Source organism: Allobosea sp. LjRoot90 (genome assembly GCF_964254315.1).
Taxonomy (GTDB): Bacteria; Pseudomonadota; Alphaproteobacteria; order Rhizobiales; family Beijerinckiaceae; genus Allobosea.
In genome coordinates, this window is the sequence record NZ_CAXUTF020000005.1 from 337,295 (window position 1) to 359,314 (window position 22,020).

A 22,020-nucleotide genomic window follows, 5' to 3' on the forward strand; every position below is an offset into this window, starting at 1 on the left:
AGCCTCGTCGCGATTTGTCGGGACAGTGCCGCCGCCGGAGTATTCTCCGTGCAGCGGCCCTCAATATATCAGATGCGCTTGCCCGTCGCCGCGTCGAAGAGATGCGTGACCGAGGTATCGGGCCGGATATGGATGTTCTCGCCGGGCTTGGCGGTGATGCGCTCGCGGAAGATGCAGGTCAGGCTCTGGCCGCCGCAGCGCACGATAACCTGGGTCTCGGAGCCCATCGGTTCGATGACCACGACCTCGGCCGGCAGGCCGGAGGGATCGAGCTGGATATGCTCGGGGCGGATGCCGAACACGGCGGCCCGGTCATTCGAATCGGCCGGATGCTTGCCGATCGGCCAGATCACGCCGCCTTCGGTCTCGAAGCCGTTGGCGCGGATCGTGCCCTTCAGCAGGTTCATCGAGGGCGAGCCGATGAAGGCGGCGACGAAGAGGTTCGTGGGGTTGTCGTAGAGATCGAGCGGGGCGCCCATCTGCTCGACGATGCCGTCATGCATCACGACGATCTTGTCGGCCATGGTCATGGCCTCGATCTGGTCGTGGGTGACGTAGACCGTCGTGGTCTTGAGGCGCTGGTGCAGCTCCTTGATCTCGGTGCGCATCTGCACGCGCAGCTTGGCGTCGAGGTTGGAAAGCGGCTCGTCGAAGAGGAAGACCTGCGGATCGCGGACGATGGCGCGGCCCATGGCGACGCGCTGGCGCTGGCCGCCGGAGAGCTGGCGCGGATAGCGGTCGAGCAGCTTATCGAGGCCGAGGATGCCGGCGGCCTTGCCGACGCGCTCGTCGATCTCGGCTTTGGGCGCCTTCCGCAGCTTCATCGAGAAGGCCATGTTGTCGGCCACCGTCATATGCGGGTAGAGCGCATAGTTCTGGAAGACCATGGCGATGTCGCGCTCTTTCGGCGGCACGTCGTTGACGACGCGCGGGCCGATGCGGATTTCGCCGCCGGTAATGTTCTCGAGGCCGGCAATCATGCGCAGCAAGGTCGATTTTCCGCAGCCCGACGGGCCGACGAGGATGACGAATTCGCCATCGTCGATGTCGATGTCGACGCCGTGAATGACCTGCGTCGAGCCATAGGCCTTGCGCACGTCGGCAATCTGGACGGATGCCATCTTTGGTTTCTCTCCCGCTCTTTAGGTTGCCCCGGGGTGCCTGACACAATCCCCGTCGGCGGCGCTGCAGATCATCGGTTTCTGACGACCGATCGAGACGAGGCCACGCAATCCAGGCGGGCCGCCTGTTGCGTCAACCTCGTTCGCGGATAAAGTCATACGATAGAAAGAGGCGTGTCAAGCGCCGGGCGGCCAGCGGGGCGACCTCTCCGACGCTGCCGATCATCGGAGGAAAAACGTAGGTTCGATGCGGCTCCAGGTCCATGCGCGCCCGACGAGGCTCAACCCCGACCGGCTTTTCGGCCAGGTCGCGCACCGGCTTGCGGTCGCGATCATCACCGGTGCATCGCCGGCCGGCGCGCTGCTGCCGAACGAGGATGATCTGAAGGGCGAGATTTCGGTCTCGCGCACTGCCTATCGCGAGGCGGTCAAATTCCTCAGCGGCAAAGGGCTGGTCGAGGCCAAGCCGAAAAGCGGCACGCGGGTGGCGCCGCGTGAAGTCTGGAACCTGCTCGACCCGGACGTCCTCGCCTGGCATTTCGAAGCCGATCCGAACGAGAAATTCATCCGCGATCTCTTCGAACTCAGGCTTTTCGTCGAGCCGAGCGCCGCCCGTCTCGCAGCGCAGCGGCGCAGCCCAGCCGATCTGCAGCGGATCGAGGCGGCCTATCGCGGCATGGTCGAGAATCCGCCCTATGCCGAGCGGACGGTCAATGCGGACCTCGCCTTTCACGAGGCGATCTTTGCCGCGACCCGCAATCCGCCGCTGCAATGCCTCGCGCCTGCTGTGTGCGCGACGATCCAATGGTCGTTGTTCCTGAAGGCGCCCGACGATCGCTTCTTTTTCACGGCGTCATTGGTCGATCACGAGCGTGTGCTGGATGCGATCGTGCAGCGCGATGGCGAGCTCGCGGCGGTGCGGATGAGCGGGCTGGTGATCGACAGCCTGAACAGCACGCTGCGTCTGCTCGCTGGTCGAGCCGAGGCAAATACGAGCAAAATCGCGTGATTAAATCATACTATATCAGGCTGAATCGACAGCCGAGCCGGGATGTCATGCCCGGCTCTGCAAGCAGCCCCTGCCTGCGCGCTAGGGGAATTCCCGGGCGCGGTTCTGAAGGCTATGCTGATCTAATCGTTTTAAAAGTTTGAAATCAAGCCACGCACGCTCTCTACGAAAGCAGGACCATGACCGCGCAGAACAAGATCGAGATCGTCATGACCGGGCCGTTGATGGCCTATGCCGCCGACCAGCTGAGGGCGCGCTTCACCGTGCATGAGCTCTGGAAAGAAGAGAATCGCCCGGCGGCGCTCGCTGCCGTGAAGGATCGCGTGCGCGGCGTCGCTGGTGGCGGGGCCCATGTGCGCATCGACGACGCGCTGTTCGACGCGCTGCCGAAGCTCGAGATCGTCTCGAATTTCGGCGTCGGCTACGACAATGTCGACGCGACTGCCGCCGGCAAGCGCAGCATCCTCGTCACCAATACGCCAGACGTGCTGACCGACGAGGTCGCCGACCTTGCCATCGGCCTCCTGCTTGCGACTGTCCGGCAATTGCCGCAGGTCGACCGCTATCTGCGCGCCGGCAAGTGGCTCTCGGGCGCCTATCCGCTGACGACTTCGCTGCGCAAGCGCAAGATCGGTATCGTCGGGCTCGGGCGGATCGGCAAGGCTGTTGCGCATCGGCTCGAGGCCTTCGACGTGCCGATCGCCTATCATGGCCGCTCGCGCCAGGCCGATGTGGCCTATCGCTACTATCCTTCGCTCGTCGAGATGGCTGAAGATGTCGACACGCTGGTCTCGGTCGCGCCGGGCGGCGACTCGACCTATCACATCATCAACGCTGAGGTGCTGAAGGCGCTCGGGCCGAACGGCATCGTCGTCAATGTCGGGCGCGGCACGGTGATCGACGAGCAGGCGCTGATCGAGGCGCTGAAGTCAAAGACGATCCTCTCCGCCGGCCTCGACGTGTTCGAGGACGAGCCGCGCGTGCCGGCCGAGCTGATCGCGATGGATCACATCGTGCTGTTGCCGCATGTCGGCTCGGCATCGGTGCATACGCGCGAACAGATGGGCCAGCTTCTGGTCGACAACCTGGTTTCATGGTTCGATGGCAAGGGTCCTTTGACACCGGTTGCCGAGACACCATGGACAAAAGCCTGATCACGACAGGAATACGCCTGATGCGGCGAGGTGCAGTCGTCGCCGCTCTGGCGCTATTGTCCGTCTCGGCGGCTGGAGCACAGACGGCGCCGCTGCCACGCGGCGCCGAGCAGGCGCCCGAGGCGCTCAAGCCCTTCATCGGCACCTGGGATATCGAGAAGCTCGGCGCCTCGCGCGAGTGCTCGGTGACCTTCGGCGCCGAGCCTGCCGGGCAGGGCCGCCAGATCCGGTTTCCCGCGACCTGCCGACGTGCTTTGCCGATCCTCACCGGGGTCGTCGCCTGGGATGTGTCCGACGGCGCACCGAGGCTACTCGATGGCCATGGCAAGGCTGTGATCGTCTTCAGCGAGAAGGCCGATCCGGGCCGCCGCGGCAAAGGCAGCGACGGCGCGCAGTACGGGCTCGATCCGACCGGCTATGTGCGGGCCCAGCAGCGCCCGGCGCCGGGCCGGGCTGAGCTCGCGGCAACGGCGGCCGCCCGCCCGACTGCGGTCGATCCGGCGAATGCGCCTGCCGTCGCGAGCCTGCCGGGGCGCTATGCGGTGATGCGGCAGGTCGGCCGCGACATCTGCAAGCTCGTGCTCTCGACCAACCCTTCCGCCAATGCCGGTGCTTTCGTGGTGAACTTCGACGGGCTCTGTCCCGATACCGGGCTGACGATCTTTTCGCCCGTCGCCTGGCGCTATGAGGCGGGCCGGCTCGAGCTGATTGCCCGCAAGGGCCACAAGGTCGAGCTGGTCTTCGAGGGCGGGCAGTGGCGCAAGGACCCGGCGGTCGGCGCAACACTGATGCTGAAGAAACTGCCTTAGCGCGATCGCCCGCCGGCCCGGACCTGCAGAATGCAAGCCCGGACTCGAGCTTGGCTCAGCGCGGCTTCACGCGGGCACATTCGCGTGGGGGCTGTCCGCCGACATTGAGAATGAGCGGCCGCGCGCCCCTCTCGAAGATTTCGACATTGCTGCCGACATAGCGCTCGCCCGAAGCGGACTGAGCCCGCGGCAGGTTATATGAGCTGCCGTTCGGAAAGGTGACGGTGATCGACTTGTGCCCGGAATTGAAATCGATGGTCACACGCTTGCCCTTGGGAAGGCCGGGCGAACAATCGTATTCCTCGGTCGCCGGATTTGCCGCTGCCGCAGCGGCCCAAAGGCCGCCCGCCAGAAGGGCGACGAATGCAGATACCTGCCCAGACATGCGAACCAGTTTGCGCATAAAGCCTCCTCAGCGGCCAACAGTGCCCCCGCTTTGCAGGGGCATCCTCGCAGCATGCACAATTCGTACGGGATTGCATCGTGCGCGCGACATTAGTGTCGCAGGGGCGATGCTCACGCGACGAATGTGCCGCCGAGCTCGTCGTCGATATGGGCGCGGATGATCTCTTCGAAGTTCGATTCCGCCTTGAAGCCCAGCGCCGGCGCCCGCTTCGCATCGAAATTGCGCGGCCAGCCGGCAACGATGCCGTCGATCACCGGATCAGGCACGCGCTTGATCCGCTTCACCACGTTCTCGCCGGCGACCTTGCGCAATGCCTCGATCTGTTCGGCGACGGTGGCGGAATAGCCCGGCATGGTCAGCACCCGGCGCGGGCCGATCGCATTGGTGTCCATGGTCGCGGCATGGACGAGGAAGCCGACGGCCGAGCGCGGCGAGGCGTGCCAGTGACGAACCTGGTCGGAGACCGGCAGCACGGCCTCCTGGCCGGCTAGCGGCTCGCGGATGATGTTGGAGAAGAAGCCGGAGGCGGCCTTGTTCGGTGCGCCCGGGCGCACGCAGATCGTCGGCAGGCGGATGCCAACGCCATCGAAGAAACCGCGGCGGCTATAGTCGCAGAGCAGGAGCTCGCCGATCGCCTTCTGCGTGCCGTAGCTGGTCAGCGGCGTGGTGAAGAACTCGTCCTCGATCTTGTCGTGGAAGGGCGCGCCGAAGACGGCGATCGAGGAGGTGAAGATCACGCGCGGCTTGTAGCCGTCGCCGACGAGGCGGATCGCGTCGAAGAGATAGCGCGTGCCATCGAGATTGATGCGGTAGCCCTTGTCGAAATCGGCCTCGGCCTCGCCGGAGACGATGGCGGCGAGATGGACGATCAGTTCTGGACGCGCAGCGATCAGCTTCTCGGCCTCGCCCGGCTGCGACAAATCGGAGGTCAGGGACTCGAAGGCGAAGGGCGCGTTCGCCGGCGCCGAAGCCGGGAAGATGTCCTGCGCGGTCACCTTGTCGACCGCCTTGCCGCCGAGGCCGCCGTCGCGCGCCAGCCGTTCGATGAACTTGCGGCCGACCATGCCGGCGCCGCCGATGACGAGGATATGCATGCTTTTGTCCGATCTATCTTCTGCGTTCAGTTGGGTAGATGGCCGCCGAGATCGTCCTCGATATGGACGCGGATGATCTCATCGAAATCCTGCTCGGCCTTGAAGCCGAGCGACAAAGCGCGATGGGCATCGAAGCGCGTCGGCCAGCCCTTGACGATGTCGGCTGCGGCCGGATCCGGTGCGCGCCGGATCAGCTTCACCGCCTTGTCGCCGGCAATGCGGCGCAACGCCTCGATCTGCTCGCCGACGGTGACGCAGACGCCTGGCATGCTCAGATTGATGCGCGGGCCGAGCTGTTCGCGGCTGAGCGACGCCCCGTGCAGCAGGAAGCCGACGGCCGAGCGCGGCGAGGCATGGGTGAAGATGACGTCGTCGCCGACCGGCAGCAGCGCCTCCAGCCCCTGCAGGGGCTCGCGGATGATGCCGGAGAAGAAGCCGCCGGCCGAGGCGTTGGGCTTGCCCGGTCGGATCACGATCGAGGGGAAGCGGATGCCGACGCCATCGACGAAGCCTCGGCGCGAATAGTCGGCGAGCAGGAGTTCGCCGATCGCCTTCTGCGCGCCGTAGCTGGTCAGTGGCGTGACGTGGAACTCGTCGGAGATCGCCGGCGGGAAGGGTGCCCCGAAGATGCCGCTCGACGAGGAGAAGACGAGTTTCGGGACGTAAGCGTCGTTCTTCATGCTCTCCTGCCGGACCGCCTCCAGCAGATTGCGCATGCCGTCGAGATTGATGCGGTAGCCCTTGTCGAAATCGCGCTCCGCCTCGCCGGAGATGATCGCGGCGAGGTGGAAGATGATGTCGGGCCGCAGGGAAGCGAGCTCGGCCGCGACCGCAGCCGAACTCGAATCCTCGGTGCGGGTCTCGATCGGCCCGTCGAAGCCGGCCGGGCGCGGTGGCTCGAAGACATCGGTGAGCGTCAGCCGTGTGAGCGGCTTGCCGGCACAGGCGCCCTCGCGGGCGATGCGCGCCGCGAGCCGCGAGCCGATCATGCCGGCGGCGCCGCTGATCAGGACATGCATGGCGTTCCTCCCGCGCTGGTCTAAAGCGCGAAGCCGCCATCGGCGAGATGGATCTGGCCGGTGGTGTAGCTCGCCTCGTCCGAGCCGAGATAGACCGCGAGCCAGGCGATCTCCTCGGCGGTGCCGAGCCGGCCCATCGGCTGGCGATCGACGAAGGCCTGGCGGGCCGCCGCCTCGGTCGTCTTGGTCACCTTGGCGAGCTCGATGATGCGGTGATCGAGCGAAGGCGACTGGATCGTGCCGGGGCAGATCGCGTTCGAACGAATGCCCTTCTTGATGTAGTCGGCGGCGACCGCCTTGGTCAGGCCGATCACTGCCGCCTTGGTTGCGCCGTAGACATAGCGGTTCGGGATGCCGCGGACCGAGCCGGCGCCGGAGGCGATATTGACGATCGAGCCCTTGCCGGCGGCGAGCATGCCGGGGACGAAGGCCTTGATCGTGCGGTGCATCGACTTGACGTTGAGGTCGAAGGAGAACTCCCAGGCTTTGTCGTCGCATTCCAGGATCGTGCCGTGATGGACGTAGCCGGCGGCGTTGACCAGGATGTCGATGGTGCCGACCTTCTCCGCGAAGGCCTCGACCGCCTTGGTCGAGAGCACGTCGAGCTTGCGCTTCTTCGCCTTGGGAATGCCATCGAGCAGGGCAACGTCCTTGTCGGTCGCCCAGACGGTCGCACCCTCGGCGACGAAGGCTTCGGCGATCGCCCGGCCGATGCCCTGGCCGGCTGCGGTCACCACTGCGACCTTGCCCTTCAAACGTCCTGCCATGTCGTTTCTTCCCTTACTGTCCGATTATCGGAAGGCTGGTTACCGGAGATTCTTGCGCATATGGACCAGCCGGCGATCCGGCAGATCCTCGTAATGGGTGACCTGGTAGCCGAGCCGTTCATACCAGCCGATGCGGTCGGCGAGCTTGGCATGCGTGTAGAGATGAACGGCGTCGTGGCCGAGCGCCCGGGCCCGTTCCTCGGTGAAATTCATCAGCGTCGAGCCGATCTTCTTGCCGGTGGCTGCAGGCGAGACGGCGATGCTCCAGAGCGTGAACTTCGCCGGCTCCTCCTCGAGCACGAGGACGCCGTCGAGCGCTCCCTCGCTCTCTGCGAGCCAGACCTCATGCTCTGCCAGCACCTGACGATAATCGGCGATGCGCGGCAGCGAGGGCACGCCGATGATGCCCTCGTTCGGCAGATAGGCGGCCTGCGTCAGCGCGACGATCGCCGGGATGTCGTCCGTCGAGGCGCGACGCAGGGGCATGTCAGGCGCCCCCCTCAGTCTTCATGAAGCCGGCCAGGGAGGCCTTCTGCTGGCCCTGCGCATCGAAATTCTCCGGCGCCAGCCAGCGTTCGAAAGCCTCTGCCCGCTTTGGCCATTCGCCGTCGAGGATCGAATACCAGGCGGTGTCGCGGTTCCTGTCCTTGACCACCATGTGCTGACGGAAGAGACCCTCATACTGGAAGCCGAAACGCAGTGCCGCCCGCTTCGAAGGTTCGTTCAGATTGTTGCATTTCCATTCGTAGCGGCGGTAGCCAAGCGAAAAGCCGTAAGCGCCGCAGAGATAGATCGCCTCGGTCGCGACCCGCGTCCGCTGCAAAGCGGGCGAATAGGTGATGTAGCCGACTTCGAAGACACCCTGTTCGGGCCTGATCTCCATCAGCCAGAGATGGCCCTTGGCCTTGCCATCGGTCTTGTCGATCACAGCGAAAGGCACGATGCCAGCCTTGGTCGCCATGCCCGCCAGCAACTCGCCATAGGCTTCCCGGCTCTGTGGCGGATTGGCCGGCATCCAGTCCCAGAGGGCGTCATGACCGGCCATCGCCGCCCAGATGTCATCGAGATGGCGCGCGGGATCGACCGGCTCGAGCCGGCACCAGTGGCCCTGCAGAACCTTGGCCGGCGGAAAGGGTGGAGCCTTCCAGTTCAAGCTCGGATTGCTCATGCCTTCATCGTCCTGCGCCAGCCCATCAGGTCCTGCCTCACCGTCCAGCCCGAACCGAGTTCATGGGCGATGGCGGCTGCGATCGCCTCGCCTTCCTCGCGCCAGGCCGTTTCCTCCGCCGCGTCGCCGAAAGCGGAGGCTGCCTCATCGGCCTCGTCATAGATCGCGTCGAAAACGTCCATCCAGCTTTCCAGCCGGTCGGCGACCTCGTCTGACAGGCCGATATCGTCGGCATCGACCGGCTTGCGCTTGCCCTTGTCGATCAGCCAGAGCCCGCTCTTGCCGAGCCATTCCGGGGCGATGAGCAGTTCTCCGCTCACGAGCGCGCCTTGAGGTCGTCGCGGAAGAACGGGTTGAGGGGCGCCGAGGCGCCGTTGCCGGCGAAGCCCTTGAAGCTGCCTTCGTCCTTGATCAGGCGGGTCGCCTCGATGAAAGCGGCCCAGGCGGCACGGGCCAAGGCTCCGCCGATCGAGATGCGGCGCGCGCCGGTGGCGGCGATGTCGGACACGCTGAGGCCGAAATCGCCATAGACCAGCGCATTGACCGGCTTGCCGCCGGCAGCCGCGACGATTGCTCCGATATCGCCGACCGTCCGGGGGCCGGGGGCGTAGAGCACGTCGGCCCCTGCCTCGGCAAAGGCCTCGATCCGGCGGACTGCTTCCTTCAGCGGCTCGGGATGGCCAGTGAGGAAGCATTCGGCGCGGGCGGTCAGCAGCACGCCAGAGCCAGTCTCGTCGACGGCGCGGCGCGCCGCCTTGACGCGCTCGACGGCGAGTTCGAAGGGGTAGAGCGTCTCGCCTGCGCGCCCGGTCGCGTCCTCGATCGAGAGGCCGGCGACGCCGGTCGCGATGCAGAGCTTGACGTTGGCAGCGACGCCGTCGGGGGTGTCGGCATAGCCGTTCTCGAAATCGGCGTTGATCGGCAAATCGGGGACCGCCTTCACCAGATCGGCGAGGTGGGCCAGCATCATGTCGCGCGGCACGTCCTGGTCGGCTCGGGCTTGCGTGAAGGCGAAGCCGGCGCTGGTCGAGGCTAGCGCCTTGAAGCCCTGGCCACGTAGCCAGCGCGCCGAGCCCTCGTCCCAGGGGTTCGGCATGACGAAGCAGCCGGATTCATGGAGTTTGCGAAACGCGTCGACTTGCGAGCTGTAAGTCATTTTAAATCGTTTCAAATGAGCTCAGGGGCGTCATACTGTCGGTCGGCGAGCGATTTGTCAGCCCCGTTCGCACGCATCGGCGTGCGGCCCGCGATGCGCAGCGGGAATGCCGCCGTGCGATGCGTTTCAGCCGCCAAGAAGGTTCGCGAGTCCGCCGAGGATCACGAGCAGGACGATGGCGACGACGATTATGCCGAAATGGACCATGTAGGCGATCGCCGCGAGCGGCAGCAGGATCGCGCCGATGATCGCCCCGGTCGCGATCATGCCGCGTCCGCGGAACCAGTGGGCGAGCGCACCCCCGAGCAGCGCGCCGATGACCGCCAGCAGGCCGGCGAGCGTCAGCATCTGCCGATCCATGCCGATCAACTCCGCCAGCGAGTTCATCATGTCCTCCGCCGAAAGACGTGAAACGGTCCGTCAGAGATGGAACACGAAGATCGCCAGCACGAGAAGCCCGACGAAGACCGAGCCGAAATAGCTGCCGAGCAGCAGCGCTGTCGCAAGCCCCGCGACGGTGCCAATCGCTGCCGCAAGGGGAAGGGCAAGCCGCCGGTGCAGCGCAATCTGCCTGCCGGCCAACCCTCCCAGCAGCGCGGCGAGCGCTGCCAGGGCGATGTCGAAGACGCCGAACGGTATCTGGAATAGCGGCCGGGGCCGCTCAGTGGTTGTCGCGCGGTATGCCGAACTTCTTGTGGATCTTCTGGTACTTGACCGCCGGCTTCAGCACCATGCCCTCGGAGAGCTCGTCGACGATCTTGCGCTGGATCTCCTGCCAGGGCGTCTGGCTCTTCGGATACTTGTAGCCGCCGGCCGCCTTGAGTGCGGCACGGCGCTTCTCCAGCTCCTCGTCCGAGATCAGCATGTTGGCGGTGCGCTTCTTCAGGTCGATGCGGACCTTGTCGCCGGTCTTGAGCAGTGCCAGCCCGCCGCCGGTCGCCGCTTCCGGCGAGGCGTTGAGGATCGAGGGCGAGCCGGACGTGCCGGACTGGCGGCCGTCGCCGACGCAGGCGAGCGCGGTGACGCCCTTCTTGATCAGGTAATCCGGCGGCCGCATGTTCACCACCTCGGCCGCGCCGGGATAGCCGACCGGGCCGACGCCGCGGATGAACAGCACGGTATGCTCGTCGATCCCGAGCGCGGGATCGTCGATGCGGTGGTGGTAGTCCTCGGGCCCGTCGAAGACGACGGCCTTGCCCTCGAAGGCCATCGGATCCTTCGGGTTCTCGAGATAGCGATTGCGGAATTCCGGCGTGATCACTGAGGTCTTCATGATCGCGGAGTCGAACAGGTTGCCGGAGAGGTTGAGGAAGCCGGCCTCCTTCTTCATCGGCTCGTCATAGGCCTTGATGACCTCGCGATCGCCTGTGAAAGCGCCCTCGCAGTTCTCGATATGGGTCTTGCCGTTGGCGGTGATCGCCGGCTTGAGCCTGCCCTTGGCGATCAACTCGGCGATCACGGCGGGCAGGCCGCCGGCGCGGTAATAGTCCTCGCCGAGATATTCGCCGGCCGGCTGCATGTTGACCAGCAGCGGCGTGTCGTAGCCGATCTTGGTCCAGTCCTCATTGTCGAGCTTGACGCCGATATGCTTGGCGATGGCGTTGACGTGGACCGGCGCATTGGTCGAGCCGCCGATCGCCGAGTTGATGACGATGGTGTTCTCGAAGGCTTCGCGGGTCAGGATCTTCGAGGGGATCAGGTTCTCCCAGACCATCTCAACGATGCGGCGGCCGGTGAGATAGGCCATCTCGTAGCGGTCGCGGTAAGGCGCCGGGATCGCAGCTGCGCCGGGCAGGGTCATGCCCATCGCCTCGGCCAGCGCGTTCATGGTCGAGGCCGTGCCCATGGTGTTGCAGTGACCCGCGGATGGCGCGGATGACGCGACCAGATCGACGAAGCCGCGATAGTCGATCTCGCCGGCGGCCATCATCTGGCGCGCCTTCCAGACGATCGTGCCCGAGCCGGTGCGCTCGCCGCGGAACGAGCCGTTCAGCATCGGCCCGCCCGGCAGCGCGATCGCCGGGATGTCGACGGTCGCTGCCGCCATGATCTGCGCCGGGGTGGTCTTGTCGCAGCCGGTCGTCAGGACGACGCCGTCGATCGGGTAGCCGTAGAGGATCTCGACCAGGCTGAGATATTGCAGGTTGCGGTCGAGCGAGGCCGTTGGCCGCTTGCAGGTTTCCTGGATCGGATGGATCGGGAATTCGAAGGGCACGCCGCCCATCTCGCGGATGCCGTCGCGGACACGATGGGCGAGCTCGAGATGATGGCGGTTGCAGGGGGCGATGTCGGAGCCGGTCTGGGCGATGCCGATGATCGGGCGGCCGGACTGCAATTCCTCGCGTGACAGGCCGAAATTCATGGTGCGCTCGATATAGAGCGCGGTCATGTCGGCATTGGCCGGGTTGTCGAACCAGGCCTTGGAGCGGAGCTGCTCCGGCTTGATCCTGCGGACCGGCTTCTTGCCGTTCGGAGTCTTGCTAGGCGTCTTGGCCATCCCGTTATTCCCTCTCGCGCCCGGGCGGCCTTCGCGCCGCTTCGGCATCGTCTTTAAATCGATTTGACCGACAGGTCATGCCGGCCGCAAGCAGATCGGCAAGGGCGCTTGCCGCAGCTGCTGTATTCTGCATACAGCAGCTTATGGCGCCGTGCCAATCGCTTGGTGGGCGCTTACGCCAGCAAAGGTCGCCGCGGCGCAGTTTGCAAGTGTTCCAAATGCGTCCCTGTCCGGCCCGGGACGCAAGAGCCGCACTTGCGCGGCCGCTGGCTTTGCGGCCAAGACAGGTTTGAGACGATGCGGCGGCTCAAGACCGGCCGCGACTGATGAGGAAACCGCCATGACGCTCCACGTGGTCCCTTCCTTCGGCCGGATCGGCGAGGAGAACGCTTTCGCCGTGCTCGCCCGGGCGACCGAATTGCAGCGCCAGGGCAAGGACATCATCAATCTCGGCATCGGCCAGCCGGACTTTCCGACGCCGGAGCACATCGTCGAGGCGGCGGTGAAGGCGCTGCGCGACGGCCATCACGGCTATACGCCGGCGAATGGCATCCTGCCCCTGCGCGAGGCTGTCGCTGCCGACCTGCACAAGCGCTTCCAGGTCGATGTCTCGCCGGAGGCGGTGATGATCGTGCCGGGCGGCAAGGTCACCATGTTCATGGCGATCCTGATGTTCGGCGAGCCCGGCGCCGAGATCCTCTATCCCGATCCCGGTTTCCCGATCTACCGCTCGATGATCGAGTACACCGGTGCGACGCCGATCCCGGTGCCGATCCGCGAGGAGAACGGCTTTGCCTTCTCCGCGGAGGAGACGCTCGCGCTGATCACGCCGAAGACGCGGCTCCTGATCGTCAACTCGCCGGCGAACCCGACCGGCGGCGTTACGCCGAAGTCGGAGGTCGACAAGCTCGTCGCCGGCCTTGCCCGCTTCCCCGATGTCGCGGTGATGTCGGACGAGATCTACGACCAGATGCTCTATGACGGCGAAAAGCATGTCTGCCTCTTAAGCTATCCCGAGCTTCGCGACCGGCTGATCCTGCTCAATGGCTGGTCGAAGACCTATGCCATGACCGGCTGGCGCATGGGCTTCTCGGTCTGGCCGAAGCCGCTTTACGACAATGCCCGCAAGCTCGCAGTGAACTCGCATTCCTGCGTCAACGCCCCGGCGCAATGGGCGGGCTTGGCCGCGCTGACCGGCCCGCAGGACGCAGTCGCAATGATGTTGGCGGAGTTCGACCGGCGCCGGAAGGCCGTGGTCACCGGGCTCAATGCGCTGCAGGGCGTCTCCTGCATCGTGCCCAAAGGCGCCTTCTACGCTTTCCCGAACGTGTCGCAGACCGGCTGGAAGGCGAAGAAGCTGGCCTCGGCCCTGCTCGAAGAGGCCGGCGTCGCCACGATCGGCGGGCCGGATTTCGGCGTCCATGGCGAAGGCTATATCCGGCTCTCCTACGCAAACTCGCTCGAGAATATCGAGCGGGCGCTCGGGCGGATGGGCGAGTTCCTCAAGAATGCGAAAGCGGCCTGACGATGACGATTACCTGCCATCTCCGTTACATCGTTGATCCCTATCAGCTCCCGGCCTTCGAGGCCTATGGCAAGGCCTGGATCCGGCTGGTCGAGCGATTCGGCGGCAAGCATCACGGCTATTTCATGCCGTCGGAAGGCACGTCCAACGTCGCGCTGGCCATGTTCAGCTTTCCGTCCTTCGCTGAGTACGAGGCCTATCGCGAGGCCTCGTTCAAGGACGCGGAGTGCCTCTCCGTGGTTGCGGAGAACGACAAGCACCGCTTCATCATCAGCTATGAGCGCAGCTTCTTCCGGCCGGTGTTCGAGGATGATCAGGGCGTCAAACGCGCGCCCTGACGCGCCCCGGCACGAGCCGCACCTTTCGTGGCGCCGCCAGCCAGATTGCCGTCGCCGAGACAAGGCAGCAGGCGATCGCCAGCAGGAAGGCCAGGCGATAGCTGCCGGTGGCATCGTGAATCGTGCCGGCCAGCCAGGGACCGGCCGCGCCGCCACCGAGCAGCGCCACTGTGACCGTTCCGAAGATCGCGCCGAAATGCGGCCCCTCGAAAATCTCGACGACGATCGCGCCCATCACGGACGCCAGCGCGTACCCCAGAAAGCCCTGCGCGATCACCATCACATAGAGCAGCACGGGCGACGGTTGGTGCTCGAGCGCGATCAGCGCACCATAGCAGATGGCGAAGCCCAGGCAGCCCACCATCCAGATCCATTCGCGGCCGATGCGATCGGACAGGGCACCGAGACCGATCTGGCCGGGGATGGCGACGGCGCTGACCAGCCCCAGCGCCCAGGCCGCGGTCAGCGGGGAAAAGCCGACCTCGATCAGGTACTTGGTCTGATGGACCTGTACGGCATACCAGGCGACCAGCGCGCAGAAATAGCCGAGCATGATCCACCAGAAGCGCGTCGTGCGCAGTGCACGCGCCAGCGTCCATTCGACCGCGACCCAGGCTTTGTCGACCACCGCTGCCGCATTGCGCGCCGCACCGGCCGGAGCCGAGCCAGTTTCGCCATCCGGGAGCAGACCCAGATCCTGCGGCCTGCGGCGAACCAGCAGGTTGAGCGGACCGAGCAGAAACAGCACGATCAGGCCCATGACCCAGCAGGCGGCGCGCCAGCCTTCAAGGCTGATGATCGATTGCAGCCAGGGCAGGAGCAGCAGCGCCCCGACGCCGACTCCGGAAAACGCGATGCTGATCGCAAAGGCCCGGCGGCGCACGAACCAGTTCGGCAGGAAGAGCGACTGCGCCGCAAAGCCCATCAGATTGGCGCCGCAGCCGACCATGACGCCGAGTGTCAGATAAAGATGCCAGGCCGTGCTGATCGCGGGCGCAATCAGCAGGCCCGCCGCCAGCATCGCCACGCCGGTCTCGATCACGACGCGCGGGCCATGCCTGTCCATGACGCGGCCGACGAATGTACTGGTCACGGCCGAGAGCAGGAAGCCGAACGAGAAGGCGCCCGAGGCGAGCCCGCGATCCCAGCCGAACTCGTCGATCAGCGGCGGCAGCAGCAGCGAGAAGGCTGTGCGGGCGCTGACGGCGACCGCCATGGTGACGAAGGCGACGCCGATGATGAGCCAGCCATAGTAGAACGGCAGGCGCGCCGACCAATGCGGGGAGGGTGATTGCATAACGCATTGGTCGGCTTGGTGCGTCGGGCGGTCAATCCACCCCCGACGCACTCCGGGTCTGCGTCAGGGCTCAGACCTTCGCAGCACTCGCCGCCGCGTCGATATTCGCGACCAGTTCGGCATCGAGGCCGAGCGAGCCGGCGAGGCCGGCGAGGAAGTCCTTCTCGGCCGGGGTGTCCGGATTGATGGCGACGCGCGCCGCCGTGTAAATCTGCGCCGCGAGTTCGGGCGTCTCTGCACCCTCGACCAGCGCATCGACGCTCGCCGGGTTGGCCAGCTCCTTGGTGAGCCATTCATTGGCTTCCGCGTCGAGCCCGGCCTCGCGCAGGCCGCCGAGGATGGCGTTGCGCTCGGTCTCGTCGATATGGCCATCGGAGGCCGAGGCGGCGATCATGGCGCGGATGAAGACCAGGGCGCTGGCATTGCTCGCCGCTTCCGGCTCGAAGCCGGAGCCGGATGGAGGCGGCAGCACGGCCTGTTGGTCGGCGCCGAGCAAGGGCTTGCCGGCCTGGTAGTTCTGGAAGGCCTTGTAGGCGAGGCCACCAATCAAAGCGAGGCCACCGACCTTGGCGGCGGAACCGGCGAGCGAGCGGCCGGCCGAGGTCCCGAAGATCAGTGCGCCGAGCCCGCCGAGCACTGCGCCGGCTGCGAGCTGGTTGCCGCCAAGCATGCCCTTGGCCTGCTCGATCAATTGCTCCGGCGTCTTGCCGCCGGAGAACTGGCCGACGATGTCGGTCGCGCCCTGCTGCAGGCCGGTGTTGCGGGCGGCGTCCTGTACGCCCTGCGTCGCCTGGCCGAAGATCTGGCCGGCCATGCCGGTGAGGCCGCCGGGGCCACCTGCCTGCTGGACCTGCTGGGCGAGATTGCCGAGCACGCCGCCAAGGCCGCCGCTGGCCTGGCCACCCTGGGAGCCGATCTGGCTGCCCGCATTGACGAGGGCGTCGAGGAGGGACTTGGCGTTGAACATCGAGAAAACTCCGGGGTAAGTCTGTCGCAGGGTGCAATCTAGGCATGCGCTAACCGCACTACTAGGGCGGCCATGCGATTGCGACGGGAGCATGACGGGCCGTATAAGGCGCCGGAAATATGCTCCGGGGCCTTGCCAATCGTCGCAAAATCCTTATACAGCCGGCATCGCATCAGGCGCGCATGTCGTTTGTTCGATGAGGGCCGGTTTCGGTTCGCGTCGCGCCTTTCGTTTTGACCGGCTTGGCCGAAAGGCTGGCCGACGGGAGTCCGGACCATGAAGATCCGCAATTCGCTGAAGTCGCTGCGCGCGCGCCATCGCGACAACCAGCTCGTGCGCCGCAAGGGCCGCGTCTACATCATCAACAAGGTCCAGAAGCGCTTCAAGGCGCGTCAGGGCTGAGGCTTCGCGCGGCCCCTGGCCGCGCTGCAGGCTTCCTTGTCGAGATCGAAGAGCGGGCTGCACAGGGTGCAGCCCGCTTTTTTGGCGTGTATCGGGCCTCGTTCTTCAACGATCTCGCTGGGCTGTGAATTGACGCAGGCCCCGGCCGGCCCCATTTTGTTGGCATGAAGCTCGCCCGCCTTGCCCGTGCTGCGCTGATTCCGGGGCTGCTCTTTGTGGCCGCACCGGCAGGATTTGCGCAGGAGTCGCCGCTGCGCGATGGCGCAGTGCCAAACGCCGATCGCGACGACAAGCCGAACCTGCCGGAAGCGCCACCGCTGCGCACCCCGGCCGCGACGCTGGATCGCCTGTTTGAGCGGCTCGCCGCGGCGAAGACCTCGGAAGAGGCGAAAGGCATCGCCAGCCTGATCCAGCGACGCTGGGCCCGCTCCGGTTCGGACACGGCCGATTTGCTGATGACCCGGGCGCAAGAGGCGCTGAAGGCGCGCGAACTGCCGCTGGCGATCGAGCTGCTCGACCGCGTCGTCACCCTGGAGCCCGACTGGGCCGAGGGCTGGAATCAGCGAGCCAATGCGCTTTTCGTCGCGGGCGATCCGATTCGCTCGATGCTCGACATCGCCGAGACGCTAAAGCGTGAGCCGCGCCATTATGGCGCGATGATGGGGCTGGGCACGATCCTGCGCCAGCAAGGCGACGACAAGCGGGCCATGGTCGCCTATCGCCGGGCGCTCGTGGTCTACCCGCAGCTCGATGCGGTGAAAGAGGCCGTCGAGGCGCTCAAGCTCGAGGTCGACGGCCGCGACGCTTGAGCGTCGGCTGCGCGTCATGCTCGGGCTTGTCCCGAGCATCTAAGCTGATGAGGCTCTCAATCAATGCCTTCTCGTCCTGAGATTCTCGGGTCTTCGCTTCGCTGCGCCCGAGAATGACACGCTTTTGAATGCGGTCTTGCCATTTGGCAGTATTTTACTTATATTATGCCAAATGGAGGTTGCCCGATGAGCTCGCTCTCGCCGGTTCCGACTGCCCCGGACGCGTTCTCGCCAGCCGTGATCACCGAAGCCGAAGCGGCGGCGATGTTCCGCGCGGCGGTGAATCTCTTCCGCCTCTGGGGTCTGACCGACGAGGAAGCTGCCGTGCTGCTCGACCAGCCGGTGCGCAGTTATCGGCGCTGGAAAGCGGGCGAGATCGGCCGCATTGACCGCGACGCCAAGGCGCGGCTTTCCAACCTGATCGGCATTCACAAGGCGCTGCGGCTGATATTTCGCGAGCCGCAACGCGGCTATGCCTGGATCAAGGCGGGCAACGAGGCCTTCAGCGGCAAGTCGGCGCTCGCCGTGATGCTCGGCGGCGAATTGACCGACCTGATGCGAGTGCGCCGCTATCTCGACGCGGAGCGCGGGCTCTGGTGAGCGCCGCGGACTACCCGGTCGCGCGGGTCGAATGGCCCGGTGCGGTCCGTATCATCCGCAGTGCCTTTCCGCCGATCGACCTGTTCGAGGACATCGCCGATCCGGCCGACTGGCCGCTGCTGATCCAGGCCGAGATGAAGACCAATCCGCGATTGATGGAGACGATCGGCAATCTCGACCTTGTGCCGCCGGCCCGCCGCGTCTCGGGGCAGGGTGCAAGCTGGCTGATGGCGCCCTTCACCCATATCAGCCGCGACCGGCCGAGCCGGTTCAGCGACGGCACCTATGGCATGCTCTATGTCGCCGAAAGCTTCGAGACGGCGCTGTTCGAGACCATCCACCACCATGGCCGCTTCATGGAGCGGACGAAGGAGCCACCGGGCTGGACCTCGCAGTTCCGGGAGCTCGTGCTGTCGGTCGATGCCGCCCTGCACGATCTGCGCAGCGAGCGGGCAGGGGACAGTGCGCTGTTGCGGCCGGACGACTATGCAGCCAGCCAGGCGCTGGGAGCCAGGCTGCGCGCCGCCAAATCGGAGGGCGTTGTCTATCCGAGCGTGCGCCGGAAGGGTGGAGACTGCGCCGGACTGTTCTGGCCCGATCTTGCGAGCAATCCCGTCCAGGGTCGGCATCTCGACTATCACTGGAACGGCGAGCGGGTCGACCTCTATCGCGAGGCCGGGACAGGGAAGGTGTTCAGGATCGGGTAGGGGTGCTTGCCATCAACGGCAGCTAAGGTGGTGAGCTGACATTCCCATCCACCGCCTTGAGTCGCCGCAACTGAGCGGCGGACCTGGCCCTCGTTCCCGGCTTGGCGCGACGGGGATCGATGGCAGAGCTTTCAGGCCAGGGTCTCGGCGGCGAACACCTTCTGGACGATCTGCCAGCGCCCGTTGAGGCAAAAGCACGACAGCAGGTCGGTCACCTCGCGGGGCGGGATCCGCAGGCGGAGCTTGAGCAGCGCCATGTCACGGGTGACGGCGATGGAGATGATCTGGTCGGCGCGCACGCCGCCGGCGTCCTGTGGCGAGGTCAGGCTCCGGACCACATCGAGCCAGGCGGCGACAGGGGTAACCACCACGCTGTTGCCATCGCCGCGCCGGGTGACCAAGGCGGCGGGATCGAAGATGGTCGCGAACGTGTCAGCGTCCATTGCGTAGGCGGCGTCGAAGTAGGTTTTCGCCAAGGCGACCAATCCATCTATGTTTCCCGTCGAGGGCGTGTCCTGCGGCGTCATGGTGATTCCTTTCAAATCCAGCGTCCAGCAGAGTATAAGTATGGGGCGGCAATGTTTAACCCACGCGCGCTAATCAGCCTTATAAGCTGAGCTAAGCAATCGAAGGCGATCATGGATCCCTCCCTTCTGTCTGCCGGAGACTTCAACCAGCTCCGCGCCTTCGTGGCCGTCGCCGGTGCGCTGAACTTCAGCCGGGCGGCGGAGAAGCTCGGTGTGTCATCCTCGGCACTCAGCCAGATGGTCCGGGCGCTCGAGGAGCGGGTCGGGGTCAGCTTGTTCAACCGCACCACCCGCAGCGTCTCCCTGACCGAGGCGGGGGCCAGGCTGTTCGAACGGGTACAGCCCGCCGTCGAGGAACTGGCGGAGGCGCTGGGCGAGACCCGCGAGCGCCGCGCCCATCCCGCCGGGACCGTGCGGGTGCACTGCTTCCGGGCGGCGGCGGACCTCTACCTGACGCCGATCCTCCGGGATTTCAGCGACGCCTACCCACAGGTCGTGCTCGACGTCACCCTCGACGACGCCGTCGTGAACATCGTGGCCGAGGGCTATGACGTCGCCATCCGCCTTGGGGAGGTGATCGACAAGGACCTCATTGCGGTGAAACTCGGCCCGGACCTGCGCCAGACCGCGGTCGCCTCGCCCGACTATCTCGCCCGGCACGGGACGCCGGCCCATCCGCGCGACCTTCTCGCCCATCGCTGCATCGGCTGGCGCTGGCCGGGGCAGAAGACGCCGTACAAATGGGAGTTCATGGAAAACGGCAAGTGGTTCGAGGTTGCCATCGACGGCCCCCTGATCTCCAATATGAAGGATTTCGGGGTGCAGGCGGCGGTCGACGGGGTCGGCGTCGCATTCGCCAGCCAGCAGCTGATCGCGCCCCACATCGCCGAGGGCCGCCTCGTCGCGCTGCTCGAGACCTGGTCCGCCCCCTTCCCCGGCTACTACCTCTGCTATCCGGCCCAGCGGCAGATGGCGCCGCCACTCCGCGCCGTGATCGACACCATCCGCGGCGGCCCGCGCGCGCGTAACGGCGTCGAGACGGCGGCGGCGATCGGCGCGGCTGTTCCTCGAGATCTGCGTCCACACCAGTAACGCAGGGCGCACCGTCGCCAAGCGCATCAACAAGAGTTTTCCGAAACCTCGCGGGGACTCATTGCTTTTCCCGGGCAGCGTGACTGGCGGGAGGTTGTCATGTCGCTGACGGTTGGAGCGCCTTGGGCGTCCGAGAAGGTTTGCGGTGGCGAACCGCTACGCCTGCAATGGGTCGAAAACAGACGTATCCTTCCGCCGCTATGACCTACACCCTCACCGCCTTCGCCTTCCGATCCGCGCCACCGAACACCCGCAGGTAACGCGTGATCTCGGCCGGATCGCCGGTCGCCTTGTTGGGGTTGTCGGAGAGCTTGACCGCAGGGCGGCCATTGGCGCTGACGACCTTGCAGACCAGCGAGATCGGGTCGAGATCGGGCGTCCCGACCGGCGAGCAGCCGACGAAGTCGTTGGTCAGGTTGGTGCCCCAGCCGAAGCCGGTGCGGACCCGGCCATGGAAATGCCGATAGGCTTCCTCGATCGAGTCGATGTCCATGCCGTCGGAGAAGATCAGGAGCTTGGTCTTGGGGTCGCGGCCCTGGGACTTCCACCAGGCGATGATCTGCTCGCCGGCCTCGATAGGCGGGGCGCTGTCGGGGCGAAAGCCCGTCCAGTCGGCGAGCCAGCTTGGGGCATCGTCGAGGAAGGCGGTGGTGCCGAAGGCGTCCGGCAGCACGATCAGCAAGTTGCCGCCATAAACCTGGCGCCATTCGTCGAGCACGCGATAGGGCGCGCGCTTCAACTCCTCGTCGCCATTGGCGAGCGCGGCGAGCACCATCGGCAGTTCATGGGCATTGGTGCCGATCGCCTCGAGATCGTGCTCCATGGCGAGGAGGACGTTGGAGGTGCCGGTGAAGGTCGACCCGAGCCCTTCCTTCAGCGCCTCGACGCACCAGCGTTGCCAGAGATGGCCATGGCGGCGGCGCGTGCCGAAATCGGAGATCCGCAAATCCGGCAGCTTCTTCAGCCGCTCGACCTTGTCCCAGAGCTTCGATTTGGCGCGGGCATAGAGCACGTCGAGCGCGAAGCGGTCCCAGCCCTTTAGCGCCTGGCGCGAGCGCAGTTCGTTGACGATGGCGAGCGCTGGGATCTCCCACATCATCGAGTGGGTCCAGGGGCCGGCGAAGGTCAGTTCATACTGGCCGTCGACCTTACGGAGCTCGTATTCGGGCAGGCGGAACTCGGCGAGCCAGGCGATGAAGTCCGGCGTGAACATCTGGGTCTTGCCGTAGAAGCTGTTGCCGGCGAGCCAGATCAGTTCCTTCTTGGTGAAGCGCAGTTCGCGGGCATGGTCGAGCTGGGCGCGCAGCTCGGCTTCCTCGATGACATCGGCGAGGCGGATCTGCTTCGAGCGGTTGATCAGGCCGAAGGTGACCTGCACCTCCGGATGGAAACTCCTGATCATCTGCAGCATCAGCAGCTTGTAGAAATCGGTGTCGAGCAGGCTGCGGATGATCGGATCGAGCCGCCAGCTGTGATTATAGGTCCTTGTTGCGATGTCGGTCAGGGCCATGGGCGTCGCGGGCTCGCAGAGGCTGGTGGCTCAAGCAGTAGAGCAG

The 22,020-nt window shown here is 65.8% G+C and carries 26 protein-coding genes; 10 read left to right on the forward strand and 16 right to left on the reverse strand.

The genetic code is table 11. The features are described from left to right. Positions 1–68 precede the first annotated feature (68 nt). Positions 69–1,121: an ABC transporter ATP-binding protein gene (locus ACSQ3M_RS20160; protein ID WP_436093375.1), complete on the reverse strand. Its 1,053-nt coding sequence runs from the start codon at positions 1,119–1,121 to the stop codon at positions 69–71. 247 nt (positions 1,122–1,368) lie between these two features. On the opposite strand from ACSQ3M_RS20160, the gene ACSQ3M_RS20165 reads away from it, so the two are divergent. The 3 genes from ACSQ3M_RS20165 to ACSQ3M_RS20175 all read left to right on the forward strand — a co-directional run bounded on the left by ACSQ3M_RS20165 (position 1,369) and on the right by ACSQ3M_RS20175 (position 4,093). Then, positions 1,369–2,130 carry a FadR/GntR family transcriptional regulator gene (locus ACSQ3M_RS20165; RefSeq protein WP_436151854.1) on the forward strand — a complete coding sequence of 254 codons (762 nt, stop codon included), beginning with the start codon at positions 1,369–1,371 and terminating at the stop codon, positions 2,128–2,130. Between the two features lie 179 nt (positions 2,131–2,309). Next, complete coding sequence (locus ACSQ3M_RS20170) at positions 2,310–3,284, forward strand: 2-hydroxyacid dehydrogenase (protein WP_436151855.1); 975 nt, start codon at positions 2,310–2,312, stop codon at positions 3,282–3,284. A gap of 20 nt (positions 3,285–3,304) precedes the next feature. Then, positions 3,305–4,093, forward strand: a complete 789-nt coding sequence (locus tag ACSQ3M_RS20175) for an AprI/Inh family metalloprotease inhibitor (protein ID WP_436151856.1) — start codon at positions 3,305–3,307, stop codon at positions 4,091–4,093. Positions 4,094–4,148: 55 nt separating this feature from the next. Here ACSQ3M_RS20175 and ACSQ3M_RS20180 read toward each other — a convergent pair whose 3' ends face one another. From ACSQ3M_RS20180 to ACSQ3M_RS20230, 11 genes are all read right to left on the reverse strand, one after another. Further along, positions 4,149–4,496 (reverse strand): MliC family protein, encoded by a 348-nt coding sequence (locus ACSQ3M_RS20180; RefSeq protein WP_436151857.1) that lies wholly within the window; start codon positions 4,494–4,496, stop codon positions 4,149–4,151. Between the two features lie 113 nt (positions 4,497–4,609). After that, a complete protein-coding gene (gene denD, locus ACSQ3M_RS20185) occupies positions 4,610–5,593 on the reverse strand; it encodes a D-erythronate dehydrogenase (protein ID WP_436151858.1) in 984 nt (327 codons plus the stop codon). 26 nt (positions 5,594–5,619) lie between these two features. Continuing rightward, complete coding sequence (denD, locus tag ACSQ3M_RS20190) at positions 5,620–6,612, reverse strand: D-erythronate dehydrogenase (protein ID WP_436151859.1); 993 nt, start codon at positions 6,610–6,612, stop codon at positions 5,620–5,622. A 20-nt stretch (positions 6,613–6,632) separates the two neighbouring features. Next, a complete protein-coding gene (locus ACSQ3M_RS20195) occupies positions 6,633–7,379 on the reverse strand; it encodes an SDR family oxidoreductase (RefSeq protein ID WP_129159659.1) in 747 nt (248 codons plus the stop codon). Between the two features lie 39 nt (positions 7,380–7,418). Continuing rightward, positions 7,419–7,865, reverse strand: coding sequence for a GNAT family N-acetyltransferase (locus tag ACSQ3M_RS20200; RefSeq protein WP_436151860.1), 447 nt, complete (start codon positions 7,863–7,865; stop codon positions 7,419–7,421). A gap of 1 nt (position 7,866) precedes the next feature. After that, a complete protein-coding gene (locus ACSQ3M_RS20205; protein ID WP_436151861.1) occupies positions 7,867–8,547 on the reverse strand; it encodes a GNAT family N-acetyltransferase in 681 nt (226 codons plus the stop codon). Then, on the reverse strand, positions 8,544–8,867 hold the full coding sequence (locus tag ACSQ3M_RS20210; RefSeq protein WP_436151862.1) for a hypothetical protein: 324 nt from the start codon (positions 8,865–8,867) through the stop codon (positions 8,544–8,546). The genes ACSQ3M_RS20205 and ACSQ3M_RS20210 overlap by 4 nt, the downstream gene beginning before the upstream one ends. After that, the gene (locus ACSQ3M_RS20215; protein WP_436151863.1) at positions 8,864–9,703 is read right to left on the reverse strand and encodes an isocitrate lyase/PEP mutase family protein; all 840 of its coding nucleotides are present in this window, start codon (positions 9,701–9,703) and stop codon (positions 8,864–8,866) included. The genes ACSQ3M_RS20210 and ACSQ3M_RS20215 overlap by 4 nt, the downstream gene beginning before the upstream one ends. Positions 9,704–9,829: 126 nt before the next feature. Then, on the reverse strand, positions 9,830–10,090 hold the full coding sequence (locus tag ACSQ3M_RS20220) for a hypothetical protein (protein ID WP_436151864.1): 261 nt from the start codon (positions 10,088–10,090) through the stop codon (positions 9,830–9,832). A 33-nt stretch (positions 10,091–10,123) separates the two neighbouring features. Then, a complete protein-coding gene (locus ACSQ3M_RS20225) occupies positions 10,124–10,285 on the reverse strand; it encodes a hypothetical protein (RefSeq protein ID WP_436151865.1) in 162 nt (53 codons plus the stop codon). Positions 10,286–10,364: 79 nt separating this feature from the next. Beyond that, complete coding sequence (locus ACSQ3M_RS20230) at positions 10,365–12,200, reverse strand: IlvD/Edd family dehydratase (protein ID WP_436151866.1); 1,836 nt, start codon at positions 12,198–12,200, stop codon at positions 10,365–10,367. Positions 12,201–12,540: 340 nt separating this feature from the next. Here ACSQ3M_RS20230 and ACSQ3M_RS20235 point away from each other — a divergent pair, with 340 nt between their 5' ends. Both ACSQ3M_RS20235 and ACSQ3M_RS20240 read left to right on the forward strand, forming a co-directional pair. After that, a complete protein-coding gene (locus tag ACSQ3M_RS20235; protein ID WP_436151867.1) occupies positions 12,541–13,725 on the forward strand; it encodes a pyridoxal phosphate-dependent aminotransferase in 1,185 nt (394 codons plus the stop codon). Positions 13,726–13,727: 2 nt separating this feature from the next. Then, positions 13,728–14,063, forward strand: a complete 336-nt coding sequence (locus tag ACSQ3M_RS20240; protein WP_436151868.1) for an NIPSNAP family protein — start codon at positions 13,728–13,730, stop codon at positions 14,061–14,063. On the opposite strand, the gene ACSQ3M_RS20245 is transcribed toward ACSQ3M_RS20240, so the two are convergent. Together ACSQ3M_RS20245 and ACSQ3M_RS20250 are read right to left on the reverse strand one after the other, a co-directional pair. After that, positions 14,047–15,360 carry an MFS transporter gene (locus ACSQ3M_RS20245; RefSeq protein WP_436151869.1) on the reverse strand — a complete coding sequence of 438 codons (1,314 nt, stop codon included), beginning with the start codon at positions 15,358–15,360 and terminating at the stop codon, positions 14,047–14,049. The two genes, ACSQ3M_RS20240 and ACSQ3M_RS20245, sit on opposite strands and share 17 nt — an antisense overlap. A 70-nt stretch (positions 15,361–15,430) precedes the next feature. Beyond that, positions 15,431–16,327 (reverse strand): tellurite resistance TerB family protein, encoded by an 897-nt coding sequence (locus ACSQ3M_RS20250; protein ID WP_436151870.1) that lies wholly within the window; start codon positions 16,325–16,327, stop codon positions 15,431–15,433. Positions 16,328–16,603: 276 nt separating this feature from the next. On the opposite strand from ACSQ3M_RS20250, the gene ykgO reads away from it, so the two are divergent. The 4 genes from ykgO (at position 16,604) to ACSQ3M_RS20270 (ending at position 18,845) form a co-directional block, all read left to right on the forward strand. Next, positions 16,604–16,729, forward strand: coding sequence for a type B 50S ribosomal protein L36 (gene ykgO, locus ACSQ3M_RS20255; RefSeq protein ID WP_038363015.1), 126 nt, complete (start codon positions 16,604–16,606; stop codon positions 16,727–16,729). 164 nt (positions 16,730–16,893) lie between these two features. Further along, a complete protein-coding gene (locus ACSQ3M_RS20260; protein ID WP_436151871.1) occupies positions 16,894–17,538 on the forward strand; it encodes a tetratricopeptide repeat protein in 645 nt (214 codons plus the stop codon). A gap of 186 nt (positions 17,539–17,724) precedes the next feature. Continuing rightward, entirely contained in the window at positions 17,725–18,138 is a 414-nt protein-coding gene (locus ACSQ3M_RS20265) for an MbcA/ParS/Xre antitoxin family protein (RefSeq protein ID WP_436151872.1), read from the forward strand. Continuing rightward, the gene (locus ACSQ3M_RS20270; RefSeq protein WP_436151873.1) at positions 18,135–18,845 is read left to right on the forward strand and encodes an RES family NAD+ phosphorylase; all 711 of its coding nucleotides are present in this window, start codon (positions 18,135–18,137) and stop codon (positions 18,843–18,845) included. Before ACSQ3M_RS20265 ends, ACSQ3M_RS20270 begins: the two co-directional genes overlap by 4 nt. A gap of 131 nt (positions 18,846–18,976) precedes the next feature. Here the strand turns inward: ACSQ3M_RS20270 and ACSQ3M_RS20275 are convergent, their stop codons facing one another. Next, complete coding sequence (locus ACSQ3M_RS20275; protein WP_436151874.1) at positions 18,977–19,372, reverse strand: nuclear transport factor 2 family protein; 396 nt, start codon at positions 19,370–19,372, stop codon at positions 18,977–18,979. 111 nt (positions 19,373–19,483) lie between these two features. Between ACSQ3M_RS20275 and ACSQ3M_RS20280 the strand changes: the two genes are divergently transcribed. Continuing rightward, positions 19,484–20,464, forward strand: coding sequence for a LysR family transcriptional regulator (locus tag ACSQ3M_RS20280; protein ID WP_436151875.1), 981 nt, complete (start codon positions 19,484–19,486; stop codon positions 20,462–20,464). A gap of 205 nt (positions 20,465–20,669) precedes the next feature. Here the strand turns inward: ACSQ3M_RS20280 and pncB are convergent, their stop codons facing one another. Beyond that, on the reverse strand, positions 20,670–21,974 hold the full coding sequence (pncB, locus tag ACSQ3M_RS20285) for a nicotinate phosphoribosyltransferase (RefSeq protein WP_436151876.1): 1,305 nt from the start codon (positions 21,972–21,974) through the stop codon (positions 20,670–20,672). Between the last annotated feature and the right edge of the window lie 46 nt (positions 21,975–22,020).